The 16,102-nt window shown below is 52.6% G+C and carries 15 protein-coding genes; 8 read left to right on the forward strand and 7 right to left on the reverse strand.

Going from position 1 to position 16,102, the window contains the following annotated elements; genetic code table 11:
* Both copD and V5P19_RS03515 read left to right on the forward strand, forming a co-directional pair.
* Window positions 1-870 carry a copper homeostasis membrane protein CopD gene (copD, locus tag V5P19_RS03510; protein ID WP_334400165.1) on the forward strand — a complete coding sequence of 290 codons (870 nt, stop codon included), beginning with the start codon at window positions 1-3 and terminating at the stop codon, window positions 868-870.
* Between the two features lie 16 nt (window positions 871-886).
* On the forward strand, window positions 887-1,225 hold the full coding sequence (locus V5P19_RS03515; protein WP_334400167.1) for a YebY family protein: 339 nt from the start codon (window positions 887-889) through the stop codon (window positions 1,223-1,225).
* 578 nt (window positions 1,226-1,803) lie between these two features.
* Here V5P19_RS03515 and V5P19_RS24705 read toward each other — a convergent pair.
* Window positions 1,804-1,905, reverse strand: a complete 102-nt coding sequence (locus tag V5P19_RS24705; RefSeq protein WP_369077400.1) for a YnaM/YnfT family protein — start codon at window positions 1,903-1,905, stop codon at window positions 1,804-1,806.
* A gap of 234 nt (window positions 1,906-2,139) precedes the next feature.
* On the opposite strand from V5P19_RS24705, the gene V5P19_RS03520 reads away from it, so the two are divergent.
* Window positions 2,140-2,352, forward strand: a complete 213-nt coding sequence (locus V5P19_RS03520; RefSeq protein WP_334400169.1) for a KTSC domain-containing protein — start codon at window positions 2,140-2,142, stop codon at window positions 2,350-2,352.
* Between the two features lie 213 nt (window positions 2,353-2,565).
* On the opposite strand, the gene V5P19_RS03525 is transcribed toward V5P19_RS03520, so the two are convergent.
* Window positions 2,566-3,516 carry a VirK/YbjX family protein gene (locus V5P19_RS03525; RefSeq protein ID WP_334400171.1) on the reverse strand — a complete coding sequence of 317 codons (951 nt, stop codon included), beginning with the start codon at window positions 3,514-3,516 and terminating at the stop codon, window positions 2,566-2,568.
* A 166-nt stretch (window positions 3,517-3,682) separates the two neighbouring features.
* Here V5P19_RS03525 and pphA point away from each other — a divergent pair, with 166 nt between their 5' ends.
* Window positions 3,683-4,327 carry a protein-serine/threonine phosphatase gene (gene pphA, locus V5P19_RS03530; RefSeq protein WP_334400173.1) on the forward strand — a complete coding sequence of 215 codons (645 nt, stop codon included), beginning with the start codon at window positions 3,683-3,685 and terminating at the stop codon, window positions 4,325-4,327.
* Between the two features lie 34 nt (window positions 4,328-4,361).
* On the opposite strand, the gene V5P19_RS03535 is transcribed toward pphA, so the two are convergent.
* From V5P19_RS03535 to yebS, 4 genes are all read right to left on the reverse strand, one after another.
* Window positions 4,362-4,601, reverse strand: coding sequence for a YebV family protein (locus V5P19_RS03535; RefSeq protein ID WP_334400175.1), 240 nt, complete (start codon window positions 4,599-4,601; stop codon window positions 4,362-4,364).
* 104 nt (window positions 4,602-4,705) lie between these two features.
* On the reverse strand, window positions 4,706-6,154 hold the full coding sequence (gene rsmF / locus V5P19_RS03540) for a 16S rRNA (cytosine(1407)-C(5))-methyltransferase RsmF (protein WP_334400177.1): 1,449 nt from the start codon (window positions 6,152-6,154) through the stop codon (window positions 4,706-4,708).
* Between the two features lie 71 nt (window positions 6,155-6,225).
* A complete protein-coding gene (locus tag V5P19_RS03545) occupies window positions 6,226-8,859 on the reverse strand; it encodes an MlaD family protein (RefSeq protein WP_334400179.1) in 2,634 nt (877 codons plus the stop codon).
* Complete coding sequence (gene yebS / locus V5P19_RS03550; protein WP_334400181.1) at window positions 8,828-10,111, reverse strand: membrane integrity lipid transport subunit YebS; 1,284 nt, start codon at window positions 10,109-10,111, stop codon at window positions 8,828-8,830. The genes V5P19_RS03545 and yebS overlap by 32 nt, the downstream gene beginning before the upstream one ends.
* 132 nt (window positions 10,112-10,243) lie before the next feature.
* Here yebS and V5P19_RS03555 point away from each other — a divergent pair, with 132 nt between their 5' ends.
* From V5P19_RS03555 to htpX, 4 genes are all read left to right on the forward strand, one after another.
* Window positions 10,244-10,741, forward strand: a complete 498-nt coding sequence (locus V5P19_RS03555; protein ID WP_334400183.1) for a GAF domain-containing protein — start codon at window positions 10,244-10,246, stop codon at window positions 10,739-10,741.
* A gap of 96 nt (window positions 10,742-10,837) precedes the next feature.
* Complete coding sequence (gene proQ / locus V5P19_RS03560; RefSeq protein WP_334400185.1) at window positions 10,838-11,527, forward strand: RNA chaperone ProQ; 690 nt, start codon at window positions 10,838-10,840, stop codon at window positions 11,525-11,527.
* A gap of 19 nt (window positions 11,528-11,546) precedes the next feature.
* Window positions 11,547-13,595 (forward strand): carboxy terminal-processing peptidase, encoded by a 2,049-nt coding sequence (gene prc / locus V5P19_RS03565; RefSeq protein ID WP_334400187.1) that lies wholly within the window; start codon window positions 11,547-11,549, stop codon window positions 13,593-13,595.
* Between the two features lie 193 nt (window positions 13,596-13,788).
* Window positions 13,789-14,670, forward strand: coding sequence for a protease HtpX (htpX, locus tag V5P19_RS03570; RefSeq protein ID WP_334400189.1), 882 nt, complete (start codon window positions 13,789-13,791; stop codon window positions 14,668-14,670).
* A 50-nt stretch (window positions 14,671-14,720) separates the two neighbouring features.
* Here the strand turns inward: htpX and V5P19_RS03575 are convergent, their stop codons facing one another.
* On the reverse strand, window positions 14,721-16,094 hold the full coding sequence (locus V5P19_RS03575; protein ID WP_334400191.1) for an MFS transporter: 1,374 nt from the start codon (window positions 16,092-16,094) through the stop codon (window positions 14,721-14,723).
* Between the last annotated feature and the right edge of the window lie 8 nt (window positions 16,095-16,102).

Consider the following 16,102-nt stretch of genomic DNA (forward strand, 5'->3'; position numbering starts at 1 on the left):
ATGCTGGCGTTAGTTTACGTGGTGCTGCGCTTTATCCATTTTGGGGCGCTGATGCTTATTTTTGGCAACGCGCTCTACAGCGTCTGGTTTGCGCCATCCTCCCTACAACGATTAATGACGCGGCGCTTCCAGCGACAGCAGAAAATTGCTGCTCTCATAAGCCTGACGTCTGCGCTCCTGATGTTGGGGATCCAGGGCGGGCTGATGGGTAACGGCTGGAGCGATGTCTTCATCCCGGGTATCTGGCGCAGCGTTCTGAATACGCAGTTTGGTAGCGTTTGGCTGTGGCAAATTATCCTGGCGGCTATCACTGCTGGGGCTGCATGGCTTGCGCCACAGAAAGGCTCGCGGCTGTTGCTGCTCGCTATGGGCCAGTTTGTCCTGCTGGCAGGAGTTGGACATGCAGCGATGAATGAAGGCGTTACGGGAGCATTGCAGCGCCTTAATCATGCCGTTCACCTGCTATGCGCCGCGACCTGGGTCGGCGGATTGCTTCCTTTGCTGTTTTGCATGCGTCTAGCGAAAGGGCACTGGCAGATGTCAGCAATCTATACCATGATGCGTTTTTCCCGCGTTGGACATTACGCCGTTGCGGGTGTGATGCTAACCGGCATCATTAATGCGCTTTTTATTACTGGATTTAGGGTGTCCTGGAACACGGATTATGTGCAACTTCTGTTGTTCAAATGTGCGCTGGTGGGATTGATGGTGGTAATTGCGCTGGTGAATCGGTATTTTCTTGTGCCACGGTTTCAAACGGGAGCCGGGCGAGAACAACAGATATTTATCAGGATGACACAGGCAGAGGTGGTGCTGGGTGCGTTGGTGCTGGCTACGGTCAGTCTGTTTGCGACCTGGGAACCCTTTTGACAAGGTTAACTATCATATGAAAAAGACAGTACTTTCTCTTTTATTGCTGGTCTGCACGGGCAGTGCGCTGGCTGCACCGCAGGTCATCACCGTCAGCCGTTTTGAAGTGGGCAAGGACAAATGGGCGTTCAACCGCGAAGAGGTGATGTTGACCTGCCGTCCGGACCATGCGCTGTACGCGATCAACCCAAGCACCCTCGTGCAATATCCGTTAAACGACACCGCTATACAGCAGGTCGCCAGCGGTAAGAGCAGCGGACAGCCGATAAGCGTCATCCAGATTGACGACCCAGCAAATCCGGGGCAGAAAATGAGCCTGGCACCGTTTATCGAGCGCGCCGACAAGCTTTGCTAGCGTTCGAGTTTCCAATAAAAAACCGCAGATGCTTGCAAAAGCACTGCGGTTTTTCGTTTTAAATGATGTTCTAACGCTTTTTTTCAGGCCACTTTAGCTGTGGACTGGAAAACCTGGCGTCGTCATCTATTCTTAAAAGGCAAGGCGATTGAGCCTGCATTAATGCCAACTTTTAGCGCACGGCTCTCTCCCAAGAGCCATTTCCCTGGACCGAATACAGGAATCGTATTCGGTCTCTTTTTATCTGTATGTTTTATAAGAGGTTATTCGGTTTAAACACGAAATTCCCCGAAAATCATTCGGACATTCCATATCCTTTCTAAACCATAACATACTCTGCACTGCGTGCGTCCAGGTATTTTTTTGTCATTGTTAAAATTTTGTGGCTGAGGAAACGTCCGCGCTTGGCGACAGTGAGGGAAAAGGATCGAATCAGCGGAAGGCGTCAAAAACCTACACCTGCAGTGGGCGCAGGCTGGAAGTCTGATCGAGAACGGAGCGGGCAGCGATACGATAGTATGTGGCTTTGTGTGCTCTAAATTTACGGTCAACAAAGACGTTATAATGTTTTGAATACATTAAAAATCATCAGGATTATTCGATGCGCTGACCCCAACTTTGACCAGACTCAAAACCATCAATCCGAAAACCACAGTTGTAGCGATGATAAACGTTGTCATAACGAACCTTTTTTGCTGAGTGTATTTGTTTGACACTATGCCGTCACTAAGGTTCCGAAAGAGATGTGAGAAAGAAGTGCGATTTTGGGTACAGTTGGGCTGAAACCCTGCTGGATGGTATGTATCTCACATTACAGTCGGAAAATTTACACAAACCATTTTTGTGAAACAGACCTGAAAGACATCGATGGGTGTACAATGGGTAAGATAAGAAGTTAACAACAAGGAAATAAGATGCACTTTCAGACAGTCACATCATCAAGAATCAAATCTATTAGCTATTATTCATCAGAAAAAGTGCTGGAGGTGGCTTTTGTCGATTCAGGGACTTATCAGTACATTAAAGTGTCTGGAAAAACGCATAATGACTTCTTAACAGCAAAATCCAAAGGCCGCTTTTTTGAAGGTGTCATTAAAGGTAAATACCTTTGCCGAAAAACAGGATGAGCCTTTAAAAGAAAAGTCTGGCAAAAGCCCCACCGAGTGGCAGGGCTGGTAAGTATAGAAAAGACATAATCCCCAAACTTCTACTCTTCGCTTATAGCTGTGCCGAAACATTTAAAGGCAGCTAATTCAGTAAATCACTACAGCGCGTGCTTACCCCTACCGCGGTACGGCAGGTAACATTAGACCGTTTCTTAAGTCCGGGTGTATCTGGCCTTAGCGGGTGCGAAAGCGTATTTTTATCGACGCCTCAATGTGATCCAGTAACTCGAAGCGACGGCGATACTCCGCCCGTTTTTTACTGGCAATCTCTTCAAGAGTTTTGCGCTCCATCTGTAGCGGCAGTTGCCAGCAGAAGGAGGAGAGCTTTTTACCGTCAAGGCTTTCCCAGAATTCATCATAACTGGCGTGGAAATGACGCCCCTTGCTTAGGCGGTATCGCAGCGCGCGGAAAACGTGGCCCTCATCGCTGACGGCAAAAATAGCCCGGATAGATGACTGCGCGGCCAGCTGGAAGAGAACCTCCATCAACACGCGTTTCGGAAACAGACCATGACACGCGCGGGTGGCCTGTTTAATCGTTTCACGCGTTACGCTGCGCCGAGGCCCCTGTAAACCACCTATCACCATCACCCGCTGGCTGTTGCTGCGGGCAACGCTAAACGTCAGGCTTGCAAGCAGGGTATTCTCACCGTCTCGCAGCCATAATGTGCTTTCACCCTCACGTTCGGCGCTAAAGGCCGAAGAGGCGTTGACGGAATAGGTTTCATCGTTCCTGGCCTGAAACTGCACAACTGCTTGCTCTTTTGGGCTTGTCAGCGCGTGGGCGAGCGCAACGTCTTGCAGACCGTCAATCCACTGATAGTGGCTGACGATGGCGTCGGCACGATCGCCAGCGTTCAGGCCGCGCATCAGATACTGGCGATGGGTTTTGCTCGGCAGGGTGATTTGAGAGGCCAGCAGGCGATCAAAATCGTCACGACCGCAAAGGGCTTCCAACATGCGATGGGTAGAAGACCAAAATAAAAGCGAGCGGAAAAGAAATTTTAACCGATAGTCACGTTTCTGCCAGATCGGACCCGGAACGATTTTTCCTTTCACCAGCTCGGAAATAATATGTGTGCGATGTGGAAATAATACATCATTTTGCAGGTGTATGTTTGACACGGGAAACCTCTCATTTTATTAAGCTCTATTCTAGAGGGCCCTTAATAAGGGTTTAAGAGCGCGGGGATCTTTATTTCCGTTTGGTTGATGGTTTGTTTGGCTTTGTATCAACCGACACCGCTGAACGTCATTTTCGTGGGCAGCTATACTCTAAACAGGAGGCCATATGTATCAGAAATTAGACGGGGATTGCTGGCGTCATGTCTGGGTAGTGAGTGATATACACGGCTGCTATCAATGGCTTATGGACGAACTCAAGCGTCGTCATTTTAACCCTTATGAGGATCTGCTGATTTCCGTTGGGGATCTGATTGACCGTGGTCCGGACAGCATAAAGTGTTTGCAACTGATGAAGGAAAAATGGTTTCGAGCGGTGCGCGGAAATCACGAACAAATGGCGCTTTATGCGCTGAAATATAATGACTTCGCACTCTGGACACTGAATGGAGGTATTTGGTTTTCGAGGCTTGATGACAACCAGAAAAAACAAGCGCTAACGTTAATTGAAGCGTGCCAGGAATTACCGCATATCATTGAAATTGAATGTGCCAACGGTCTGAACGTCGTCGCTCACGCGGATTATCCAGCCTTAGAGTACGTGTGGAATAAACCGGTAAGTGCTCAGCGTGTGCTCTGGGATCGCGATCGGTTAATGGACTTCATGGCAGGAAAAGGGCAGGGTATTGCGGGCGCGGATCACTTTTGGTTCGGGCATACGCCCCTTGATAAACGGTATGATTTTAACAATCTGCACTATATTGATACCGGTGCTGTTTTCGACGGGTACTTTACTCTGGCGCAGCTCCAGTAATAAATAACCCGCCTTCGGGCGGGTTCTCTTTAGGTCATGCAAGGCGCAGGACCCAAGCGTCGTTGTGACGATCGTAGTGCTCACGGTAAAGGACTGAGTGTTCGCCATCAAGGATTGCCGGAACGCTGGTGTCGGCATCCCAGGCATCGAGCTGCATGCACAAATCCGGATCGGATTTGCAGGGAATACTTAACGTTCGATCGCCTTGTGCTTCGCCGCGCAATTCAGCGTCGTCGATTTCAAAAGCGCCAATACGCACGCTGGTTTTCGTCATAGTGCTCTCCGGGTTAGGGGTGAAATCTGGTATGACCAGTGCAGCCATCCATTTTTGATCCTAGACAAGGAGAGCAAAATCGCCAGTAAAAACGTGCGCTTTTTTCAGGCGGTGCGATCGTTACCGGTAAACAGACGCCCATCGCGCACCAGCTCGCGGGGGTAGCTGTTTTTCAGCCGTGATCCCACCTTTTTCGCCAGCCCCAACGGATACCCTTGATAAGTCACAATCACTTCATTACGCGAAGGCGTGCTTTCAGGGTAAACGTCACGCCCTCTGTACCACTCTTCCGCCTCCTGATGCGTCAGTGCGAAGGTGTTTTCACGTCCGGCCAGCGCAATAACCGCTTCGTGCTGCCAGCGATAGCCTTTGTTGTGGGTCTCTGCCAGGCGAATACCGAGGCGGGAGAAACGTACTTTGCCAATCAACGGCTCAATATTGGCTGGGAAGAGCCAAATTTCTTTGTCCCGCATCCAGAGACGCAGGCTGTCATCCCAGGTGAGTCCGACCTTATTCGCAGCTTCTTCAGCGTGTGCAGCCTCGCGACCTTTGAGCGGCGCAAACGGGAACTTACCCACCTTGAATGTTGGTGCTGGCAGGGGATCAATCGCCTGCGTTTTGCGCAGACGTGCCACAAAGAACCCTTCGCAATCATATATCTGCGGAAAAACGTGCAGGAATCCTTCAGGAGTGACGGCCTCATGTGCCGCGGTAAACAAATCAGCAAGCGGCAGAAACTCCACCGCGTGCGGGTACTGTGCTTTCAGCCACAGGCAGACCTTTTCATTTTCATCGCGGTTGAGGGTGCAGGTGGAATACACCAGTGTACCGCCCGGGCGCAGGGCATGAAACGCGCTGTCGATCAGTTCACGCTGCGTGGCGGCGATCTCAAGGTTGCTTTCGACAGACCAGTTCCTTAAGGCATCGGGATCTTTACGCACCACCCCTTCGCCGGAGCAGGGAGCGTCAAGCAGAATGGCATCGAAGGCTTCCGGCAGGGCGGTACCGAACACGCGGCCGTCGAAGTGGGTCAGGGCAACGTTATGAATACCGCAGCGGCTGATGTTGGCGTGCAGCACTTTTACACGACTGGCTGAAAACTCGTTGGCAAGAATGGCGCCCCGATTCCCCATGCGCGCCGCAATCTGCGTTGTTTTCGATCCGGGCGCGGCCGCAACGTCCAGTACACGCTCTGGGGTATGGCCATCCGCGAACAGCGCGGCGACGGGCAGCATCGAGCTGGCTTCCTGAATATAAAACAGGCCGCTCAGATGTTCAGCGGTACTTCCCAGCGGTAAAGATGCATCGTCATCACGTTCGATCCAGAACCCTTCCTCGCACCACGGCACCGGCGTCAGCTGCCAGTGATAAGGAGAAACCAGTTCAAGGAATGCATCAACGCTAATTTTTAGCGTGTTAACGCGAATGCTGCGACGCAACGGGCGCTGACAGGCGGCGATAAAATCATCGAAAGAGAGGTGAGAAGGAAGCGCCTCGCGCATTTGCGCCAGGAACTGTTCAGGAAGAAAAACGGAGTTTTGGGCCACGGGCACACCACAGGGAAAAATTCAGGTGCGCAGTGTAGCATAAAGGCTCCGGCGCGTTCACGCCGGAGCCTGGGAGATTAACGCGGCAGTGCGGTGCCCCATCCACGCCATTCTTTGGGTTCACTTTCGAGCAGCAGGAAATGTTTACCTGGCTGTGCTTTCGGTGCCAGCGGCGTACCCGGAGGCGTCGCGAAGGCGATCCCGCCGCGAATAAACTGATTGAAGGTACCGGTTTTCACCACTCCCCCCGTCAGACCAAAGTCCAGCGAATACCCGGAAGCTAACCAGAATACCGAGTTGTTACGGACCAGATGCTGATAGCGCTCGCTGATGCGCAACGACACCATCACGCGATCGGACAGCGTACCCAGATTCAGGCCCGTCACCGTACCCACTTCAATACCGCGAAACAGTACCGGCGTGCCGATATTGAGGGAACCGGCTTCCGGCACTTCTACCACAATGCTCAGGCCATCAAGATAGCGTGAGTCGGTAATAGTCGCTTCCTGCAGTTCGAAATCACGGCGCGCGTTGCCCCGGCCCGGTTCGACGTTAATGTACGGCTGCAGAATGGTGTCGAGGTGCTCAACGCCTGCGGCAGAGATTTGCGGTGTGACCACCGAGAACCGTGAACCCGTGCGGGCGAAGGTCTGAACGTACTCGGGATAGAGCACGGCAGTGGCCTGCACCTCATTACGGGCGGTAATCAGCGTCAGCTTCTGGATCTGGCCGATATCAATGCCAAGATAGCGAATCGGCATCCCTTCGGCCAGTTTCCCCGCATCAAAGGCGTGAAGGGTAATCTGCCCGCCCACGGCACGCGCTGCGGTTTCCGACGGGAATAAAATGCGCTTGTCGCCCTTGCGCATGTTCCCGCCCGCACCGTTCAGGTTATCAAAGCTTATTGCCCCTCGCAGCGCACGGGAAAGAGGGGAGGCCTGGACGGTCAGCCCGCTGCCGTTAAGCTGAACCTTTGCTCCGCCCTCAGCCCAGAACACGCTGTTTGCGGTGAGTAATTTGCGATACTCCGGCTTGATGTGAAGCTCGATATCAAACGCGTCCGCGTGAGGGCGCACGGTAATCACTTCCCCGACCTCAAACTTGCGATAGAGCACAACGGACCCGGCCTGAACGTCTGGCAGCGTCTCAGCGCTTAACGTCAGCGTGGTGGTCGGCAGATCGCTCAGGCTGTTTTCAATCGCTTTATCTAGGTTGGCATAGAGCGGATAATTTTCACGCATTGGGCCTTTGTCGCCGGGCAAAATACGGATCCCGCCGTTAACCCATTCGCTGGCGCTGGCGCCGAGGAACTCTACGCCATCAAGCCCTACCTTCACGTCGACGCGGCTATTGACCACGAACTTGCTGTCGCCATGCACTAAGTCGCTGTATTTCGGATCGATGGCGACAGCGAAACTGACCCCTTTTTCCGACAGCGTGCGTTCCAGCACTTGACCGACCTGCACGCCATGTAAAATCAGCGGCTGACCGGCCTCGATGCCGTAGCTTTCTGGGGCTGTAAGCGTGACCGTCACTACGCCGGGTTTTTGTAAAAGCGCTTTGTCTGCTGGGGCAATAACAAAACTATTGCTCGGCTGGCCTTCGCCAGGGATCAGCTCAAAGGTGCTGCCAGTTAATAAGCTGCTGATGCTGGCATCGCTGAGCGACAGTTTTGGGCTGCGCATTTCGATACGGGTTTTCTCACGCAGCAGATCCACCACGCTCGGGTCAACGGTCATCTCTCCGGTAACGGACCCCCCCGGATTGAGCGTCATTTTTGTGAGCTGCCCGACCTGTAATCCCTGATACATGAGCGGGGTCGAACCGGCCTTCAGCCCTTTGGCATCGGGCAGGGCGAGCTTGACGATTACGCCACGCTGGCTATGCGCAAGGTCGGCATACAGCCCGAACGTGTCATCTGCCGACGCCGTCTTTGAGTTTTCAGGGGAGTCGAATGCGATAGCGCCATTCACCAGCGCAGCCAGGCTCTCAAGTTTTACCTTTGCACCGCTCAAGCTGACGTCGGCATCCACGCCGGAAACATTCCAGAATCGGCTGCCTTTTTTCACCAGATTGGTAAAGCGTCGTTCAATCAGAACGTCGATGGTCACGCCCTGTTTGTTGGGGTTAATCGCGTAATCGTAGACACGGCCAACCGGAATCTTACGGAAATAGACCAGCGATCCGCTGTTCAATGAACCGAGATCCGGCGACTGCAGGTGGATCATCAAATCCCCGTTATTGAGGCGGTACTTCGGCTGAGTATCCAGCGCGACAAAGTGATCCTGCGGTTCACCTTTGCCCGGCATCATACCGATATAGTTTCCGCCTACGAGTGCATCCAGCCCGGACACGCCAGCCAGGGACGCTTTTGGCGTCACCAGCCAGAACTGCGTTTCGCTGCGCAGCGCGTCTTGCATATCGGACTTGATGCTGGCTCGTACCTGAATTTTGTTCAGTCCTTTTCCGAGCCTGATGTCCTCGACAGTACCGACCTCCACGCCCTGGAAGCGCACGGGGGTTCTTCCGGCGACAATGCCGTCGGCAGACTGGAAATCAATGGTGATGGTATCACCGCGATCCTCATAGCTCGTCCAGATAAGCCAGCCTGCAATCATCAACGCGATGACAGGCAGCAACCAGAATGGCGAAATGCGGCGTTTTGTTTTAATTCTCGCTTCAGTCGGCGAAGCGGGCGTTTCCTGACTCATGTGCATCCCAAAGTAAGCGGCTATCAAGCCATTCCACAGCAAGAATAGTCAATATCACCGCGGAGCCGAAATAAAAAGCTGCGGGTCCCATCGTAAAAGCAAGTAGCTGGTCGCGATTGATCAGCGACATCATCAATGAAATGACAAACAGATCCAACATGGACCAGCGGCCAATCCAGGTGACAAATCTCAGGAGCAGGATACGGGTACGTAGTCCTTGCTCACATTTAAAGTGAATGCTGATAAGCAGCGTAAACATCACCACCACTTTCGTAAATGGCACCAAAATACTGGCGATAAAGACGATGGCTGCCACTCCGATATTACTGTGCGCGAGAGAGACGATCCCGGAGAGGATAGTATCCTCCTGACGCGCACCATTCACGTAAATAATTGATATCGGCAACATGTTGGCCGGGATCAGGAATACCATTGAGGCAATCAGCGCCGCCCAGCATTTTTGCAGGCTATTGTGACGACGCAGCCTCAACGGGATATGACAGCGAGGGCAGCGTCCACGTGATTCCGGTAATCCAGTGTAGTGGCATCCCAGGCAAACCCGCAGGTTTTCATCCGGACGCGTGGCTGGGCGTTGGGGATAAAACCTCTCCCACAGCTGCTCAACATTCAGATGAATCAACGTCAAAATGCTGAGCAATACCAGCGAAATGAAGGCGAAGAGTCCAATGCCGGGCTGCAAAAAGGCGTAATCCTGTACTTTGATCGACGCAACGCCGATGCCGACTAAATAGATATCCAGCATCACCCACTCTTTAAGCTTATCGAGCATCAGTAAGACGGGACGCAGATTCATGCCAAGAATGTTTCCGAGCCACAAATAGGCAATTGCGGCGACCAGCACCAGAGGCGCACCCACCGTACAAAACAGCACCATTGCACCGGTGAGAGGGTCGCCCTGTCGCGTCATTTGCCAGATGCCCTGCAGAAGGTTTGCATCAATACGTACGCCAAGAAGGTAGAGCTTCAAGAGAGGCTCACTCCAGGCAAACGGCATCAGCAGCAGCATGGTGACCGCCATGGCAGCAAGCCGCGTTAATGACCAGTCGCGTCCGTCACGGATTTTGGCGTCACAGCGTGGACAAAAGGCACTTTGATGCGATTTCATCTTCGGCAACATAAAAAGCGTATCGCACTGCGGACAACGCTGATAATGTGCACGCGGCAGTGCTTCGCTTACCGTATGGACGGTGATCTTTTTTGTCGGCGTAATTTTGGTTGTTTTTAAGGCCATCAGATGCGCACAGATAAGTATTGTTGAAGGTTATATTAACTCATGATCGGATTCATCTTGAGCATGAGCGCATTTAATGCTTATTTTAATAGGCTATGCGGTAATTTTGTAAGACAACTAAGTGATTGAAGAATGAACAAAACAGAATTCTACGCGGATCTTAACCGCGATTTTACGGCATTGATGGCAGGTGAAACCAGCTTCTTAGCCACTCTGGCAAATACAAGTGCATTACTGTTTGAACGTCTTTCTGATGTGAACTGGGCCGGTTTCTACCTTCTGGAAGGTGATGAACTGGTGCTTGGGCCATTCCAGGGGAAAATCGCCTGCGTGCGAATTCCGGTAGGACGAGGCGTGTGTGGTACTGCCGTTGCAACCAACCAGGTTCAGCGCGTAGAAGATGTCCACGCCTTTGACGGACATATTGCCTGCGATGCGGCCAGTAATTCGGAAATCGTCCTTCCGCTGGTGGTAAAAAATCAGATTATTGGCGTTCTGGATATCGACAGTACGGTCTTCAGTCGCTTTACAATCGAGGACGATAAAGGGCTGCGCGAGCTGGTGGCGAATCTCGAAAACGTTCTTGCAGCGACCGATTATCAAAAATTCTTTGCGAGCGTCGCAGGATAATCAACGGATAACGTAGCATTTACTGATAGCGTCATTATAATGACGCCTGTTCATGCCTGCGCTAGTTGGCAACGTCCGTTGTAATCAGGAAATTTCATGGAAAATCAACCTAAGTTGAATAGCAGTAAAGAAGTTATCGCATTTCTGGCCGAGCGTTTCCCACAGTGCTTCAGCGCTGAAGGTGAAGCTCGTCCCCTGAAAGTCGGTATTTTTCAGGATTTGGTGGCACGTGTTGAAGGGGAAATGAACCTCAGCAAAACTCAGCTGCGTTCTGCCTTACGTCTTTATACTTCGAGCTGGCGCTACCTGTACGGTATCAAAGCGGGCGCGACGCGTGTGGATCTCGACGGCAACCCTTGTGGTGAGCTTGACGAGCAGCACGTTGAGCATGCGCGTAAGCAGCTGGAAGAAGCCAAAGCGCGCGTTCAGGCACAGCGTGCTGAGCAGCAGGCGAAAAAACGCGAAGCCGCAGCAGCAAACGGCCAGGAAGAAGCGCCTCGTCGCGAGCGTAAACCGCGCCCTGCGCCGCGTCGTAATGATAATAACGATCGCAAACCGCGTGCAGACAAACCAGCAGCTAAAGCAGCCCCACGTGCGCCTCGCGAAGAGCCGCGCCACACCCCAGTTTCTGACATTAACGTATTGAGCGTGGGTCAGTCTCTGAAGGTGAAAGCGGGTAACAATGCTATGGACGCCACCGTACTGGAAATCACCAAAGATGGCGTTCGTGTACAGCTGACTTCTGGTATGTCAATGATTGTACGCGCAGAACACTTGTTGTTCTGAAACGGAGGCCAAGCCTGGCATGAACACTTTTTTTAAGCTCACCGCGCTGGCGGGTCTGTTTGCAATAACAGGCCACGCTTTCGCAGTGGACGATATCACGCGTGTTGATCAGATTCCTGTACTGAAGGAAGAGACACAGCACGCGACGGTGAGTGAGCGTGTGACGTCACGCTTTACTCGTTCGCACTATCGTCAGTTCGATCTCGATCAGGCCTTTTCGGCCAAAATCTTTGATCGCTATCTGAACTTGCTGGATTACAGCCATAACGTTCTGCTCGCCAGCGATGTCGAGCAGTTCGCAAAACGCAAATCCGACGTAGGTGACGAATTGCGTTCCGGCAAACTCGACTTGTTCTACGATCTGTACAACCTGTCGCAAAAACGCCGCTTTGAACGTTACCAGTATGCGTTGAAGGTGCTGGAACGTCCGATGGACTTCACCGGCAACGACACCTTTAATCTGGACCGCAGCAAAGCGCCCTGGCCGAAAGATGAAGCCGAGCTGAACGCGCTGTGGGACGCAAAAGTTAAATACGATCAGCTTAGCCTTAAGCTGACCGGCAAAGACGAGAAAGAGATTCGTGAGACGCTAAACCGTCGTTACAAATTTGCTATTCGTCGTCTGGCGCAGACCAACAGTGAAGATGTTTTCTCATTGGCAATGACTGCGTTTGCCCACGAGATTGATCCTCATACCAACTATCTCTCTCCGCGTAATACCGAACAGTTCAATACCGAAATGAGCCTGTCTCTTGAAGGTATTGGCGCGGTGCTGCAAATGGACGACGATTACACCGTAATCAACTCTATGGTTGCGGGTGGCCCAGCATCCAAAAGCAAAGCGATCAGCGTAGGTGATCGCATTGTGGGTGTCGGCCAAACCGGTCAGAACATGGTTGATGTGATCGGCTGGCGTCTGGATGATGTGGTCGCGCTGATTAAAGGCCCGAAAGGCAGCAAAGTTCGTCTGGAAATTCTGCCTGCCGGGAAAGGCACCAAAACCCGTATTGTTACCCTGACGCGTGAGCGTATCCGACTGGAAGATCGCGCGGTGAAAATGTCGGTGAAAACCGTGGGTAAAGAGAAGGTCGGCGTCCTTGATATCCCCGGTTTCTATGTTGGCCTGACTGACGATGTCAAAGTGCAGCTGCAGAAACTCGAGAAACAGAACGTTAGCAGCGTGATCATCGATCTGCGCAGCAACGGGGGCGGTGCGCTGACGGAAGCGGTTTCCCTGTCTGGCCTGTTTATCCCGTCTGGCCCTGTGGTCCAGGTGCGTGATAACAACGGTAAAGTACGTGAAGATGCCGACACTGACGGCGTGGTCTACTATAAAGGCCCGCTGGTGGTTCTGGTCGATCGCTTTAGTGCATCTGCCTCTGAAATCTTTGCCGCAGCAATGCAGGACTATGGCCGCGCGCTGATCGTCGGTGAACCGACCTTTGGTAAAGGTACCGTTCAGCAATACCGCTCTTTGAATCGTATTTACGATCAAATGCTGCGCCCGGAATGGCCTGCACTGGGTTCTGTTCAGTACACCATTCAGAAGTTTTACCGTGTGAATGGCGGCAGTACGCAGCGTAAAGGCGTAACGCCAGATATTATGATGCCGACGGGCACGGAAGAGACGGAAACGGGCGAGAAGTTTGAAGACAACGCCTTGCCGTGGGACAGCATCAATGCCGCGACATTCGTGAAGTCTGGCGATATGACGCCGTTCGGTCCTGAACTGTTGAAGGCGCATAACGATCGCATTGCCAAAGATCCGGAATTCCAGTACATCCTGAAGGACATTGCGCGCTTCAATGCCCTGAAAGAAAAACGGAATATTGTTTCTCTTAACTACGCTCAGCGTGAAAAAGAGAACAACGAAGATGACGCAACGCGTCTGGCGCGCATCAACGATCGCTTCAAACGCGAAGGTAAGCCTCTGCTCAAGAAACTGGACGATCTGCCAAAAGATTACCAGGAGCCAGATCCGTACCTGGACGAGACGGTACATATCGCACTCGACCTTGCGACGCTGGAAAAAGACAAGCCCGCCGTGCAGCCCGCACCGGCAAAATAAACACCCAACAGGCACAAGAAATTGTGCCTGTTTTTTTTAGTTCTGCATCCTCCCGTCAATCTGATTTCCAATTGTGTAAAGTTGTGTCTTTCTGGTGACTTACACGCGCTGAATCCTTGAAAATAGCCACAATACCCATACGATGTGGGTAATCGCATAGTGCGTTTTGTTAAACTGAGGTTAAAAGAAAATTATGATGCGAATCGCGCTCTTCCTGCTCACCAACCTGGCGGTTATGGTGGTTTTCGGGCTCGTGCTAAGCCTGACGGGAATTCAGTCGAGCAGCGTTCAGGGTCTGTTGATTATGGCGCTGCTGTTTGGTTTCGGCGGCTCTTTCATTTCGCTTCTGATGTCGAAGTGGATGGCGCTGAAATCAGTGGGTGGTGAAGTCATTGAGCAGCCGCGTAACGATATGGAACGGTGGCTGATGAATACCGTCGCCCAACAATCGCAGCAGGCGGGTATCGCAATGCCGCAGGTGGCGATTTACCATGCGCCGGATATCAACGCCTTCGCTACGGGTGCACGTCGTGATGCATCCCTTGTTGCGGTGAGCACCGGGTTGCTTCAGAACATGAGCCGTGATGAAGCCGAAGCCGTTATCGCGCACGAAATCAGCCACATCGCGAACGGTGATATGGTGACCATGACACTGATTCAGGGCGTCGTGAACACCTTTGTGATCTTCATTTCACGTATTCTGGCGCAGATTGCCGCAGGATTTATGGGCGGCAATCGCGACGAAGGTGAAGAGAGCAACGGTAATCCGCTGATCTATTTCGCTGTTTCGATGGTGCTGGAACTGGTGTTCGGTATTCTGGCAAGCATCATTACGATGTGGTTCTCTCGCCACCGTGAGTTCCATGCGGATGCTGGCTCTGCAAAACTGGTCGGGCGTGAGAAGATGATTGCTGCACTGCAGCGTCTGAAAACCAGCTACGAACCGCAGGAAGCGACAAGCATGATGGCATTCTGCATCAACGGTAAATCAAAATCGTTGAGCGAGCTGTTTATGTCGCACCCGCCGCTGGATAAACGTATTGAAGCACTGCGTAACGGCGAATATCTGAAGTAACGTTCAGGACACAATATGAGCCGGGCGGGAGAATACTCCGCCCGGCTTTTTTATGCCTGAATTCTGGGTTGGGTGACGCGAAGCCCACTAATAACTGCGGCAATGGTGGCAAGCGCTCCCGCAGTTAACAGCGCAATATTGTTACCGTTTTGTCCCGCAAGGTTAAACATTAAAGCAACCAGCGCAGCTCCCGTGCTTTGGCCTAGCAATCGCGCCGTGCCCAACATGCCGCTGGCGCCGCCACTGCGGTGACGGGGCGCAGCGGTAATGATGGTGTGATTATTCGGCGACTGGAACAGACCAAAACCCGCACCACACAGGATCATGCGCCAGATAATATCCAGGTCTGTGGGAGTGGACGGGAGCAGTGCAAGCGCAAACAGCCCGGACGCCATGACAATCAGCCCCAATGCGCCCAACAGTCCGGCGTGCACGCGTTCAATCAAATAACCCGCAAGCGGCGCCATCACCATCGTCGCCAGCGGCCACGGCGTTAACAGCAATCCGGTTTCAACTTCTGAACGGCCAATCACGCTCTGCAGAAAAAAGGGCAGGGAGACCAGCGCCAACATCTGCGCACAGAATGAGCAGATAGAGGTGCAAATGGAAAGTGAAAACAGGGGGATACGTAGCAGATCGACCGGCAACAAAGGCACGGGTAAAGCGAGCTGGCGGCGGACAAAGAAAAAGCCAATCACTACCATGGCTGTGAGTTCCGCGCCGGTCAGCATGAGCGACTGTCCCTGAGCAAAGCCGCTCAGGGCCGTAATAAGTAAGCCAAACGTCAGGGCGTTCATCACTGCACTGGGAAGGTCAAAGCGCGGCATTGTACTTTTTGGCCCGTTCGCCGGCAAATAGCGCAGGGCAAAGAAAATGGCCACAATACCAAGCGGCACGTTGATAGCGAATAGCCATTGCCATGAGGCGACAGAGAGGATGGCCGCCGCAATTGTCGGACCGGCAGCGGACGACACGGCCACAATAAATGAGTTAATCCCCATTCCACGGCCCAATTGGCGCTGCGGGTATATCAAGCGAATTAATGCGGTATTCACACTCATCAGGGCCGCACCGCCAAAACCCTGCGCGATACGGGCAAGCGTTAAGGTATGGAGTGAACCGGAAAGGGCGCAGAACAGCGACGTCAGGGTAAAGACCACCAGACCGCATTGATAAACCCGACGGTAGCCAAACATATCGCCCAGGAAAGAGAATGAGAGCAGCGAAACGACGATGGCTATCTGATAAGCATTGACGATCCATATAGAGCTGGCCGGCGAGGCGTGCAGATCGCTTGCAATCGTGGGTAGGGCGACGTTAGCAATGGCGCCGTCGAGAACGGCCATTGAAATACCGATAATTATGGTCGCAATAGCGCCGTACCGCTGGGGTAACGGCAGACCATCGGGAAGATTTTTTTCCATTGAGGATG

The sequence above is a fragment of the Enterobacter sp. UNJFSC 003 genome, assembly GCF_036903355.1.
Lineage (GTDB): Bacteria > Pseudomonadota > Gammaproteobacteria > Enterobacterales > Enterobacteriaceae > Enterobacter.

Bases quoted from the DNA above. Each gene is read 5' to 3' on its own strand.
- V5P19_RS03545 (WP_334400179.1), bottom strand. From the start codon at position 8,859: ATGAGTCAGGAAACGCCCGCTTCGCCGACTGAAGCGAGAATTAAAACA.
- copD (WP_334400165.1), top strand. From the start codon at position 1: ATGCTGGCGTTAGTTTACGTGGTGCTGCGCTTTATCCATTTTGGGGCG.
- V5P19_RS03515 (WP_334400167.1), top strand. From the start codon at position 887: ATGAAAAAGACAGTACTTTCTCTTTTATTGCTGGTCTGCACGGGCAGT.
- V5P19_RS03555 (WP_334400183.1), top strand. From the start codon at position 10,244: ATGAACAAAACAGAATTCTACGCGGATCTTAACCGCGATTTTACGGCA.
- V5P19_RS24705 (WP_369077400.1), bottom strand. From the start codon at position 1,905: ATGACAACGTTTATCATCGCTACAACTGTGGTTTTCGGATTGATGGTT.
- pphA (WP_334400173.1), top strand. From the start codon at position 3,683: ATGTATCAGAAATTAGACGGGGATTGCTGGCGTCATGTCTGGGTAGTG.
- V5P19_RS03520 (WP_334400169.1), top strand. From the start codon at position 2,140: ATGCACTTTCAGACAGTCACATCATCAAGAATCAAATCTATTAGCTAT.
- proQ (WP_334400185.1), top strand. From the start codon at position 10,838: ATGGAAAATCAACCTAAGTTGAATAGCAGTAAAGAAGTTATCGCATTT.
- V5P19_RS03575 (WP_334400191.1), bottom strand. From the start codon at position 16,094: ATGGAAAAAAATCTTCCCGATGGTCTGCCGTTACCCCAGCGGTACGGC.
- yebS (WP_334400181.1), bottom strand. From the start codon at position 10,111: ATGGCCTTAAAAACAACCAAAATTACGCCGACAAAAAAGATCACCGTC.
- prc (WP_334400187.1), top strand. From the start codon at position 11,547: ATGAACACTTTTTTTAAGCTCACCGCGCTGGCGGGTCTGTTTGCAATA.
- V5P19_RS03535 (WP_334400175.1), bottom strand. From the start codon at position 4,601: ATGACGAAAACCAGCGTGCGTATTGGCGCTTTTGAAATCGACGACGCT.
- htpX (WP_334400189.1), top strand. From the start codon at position 13,789: ATGATGCGAATCGCGCTCTTCCTGCTCACCAACCTGGCGGTTATGGTG.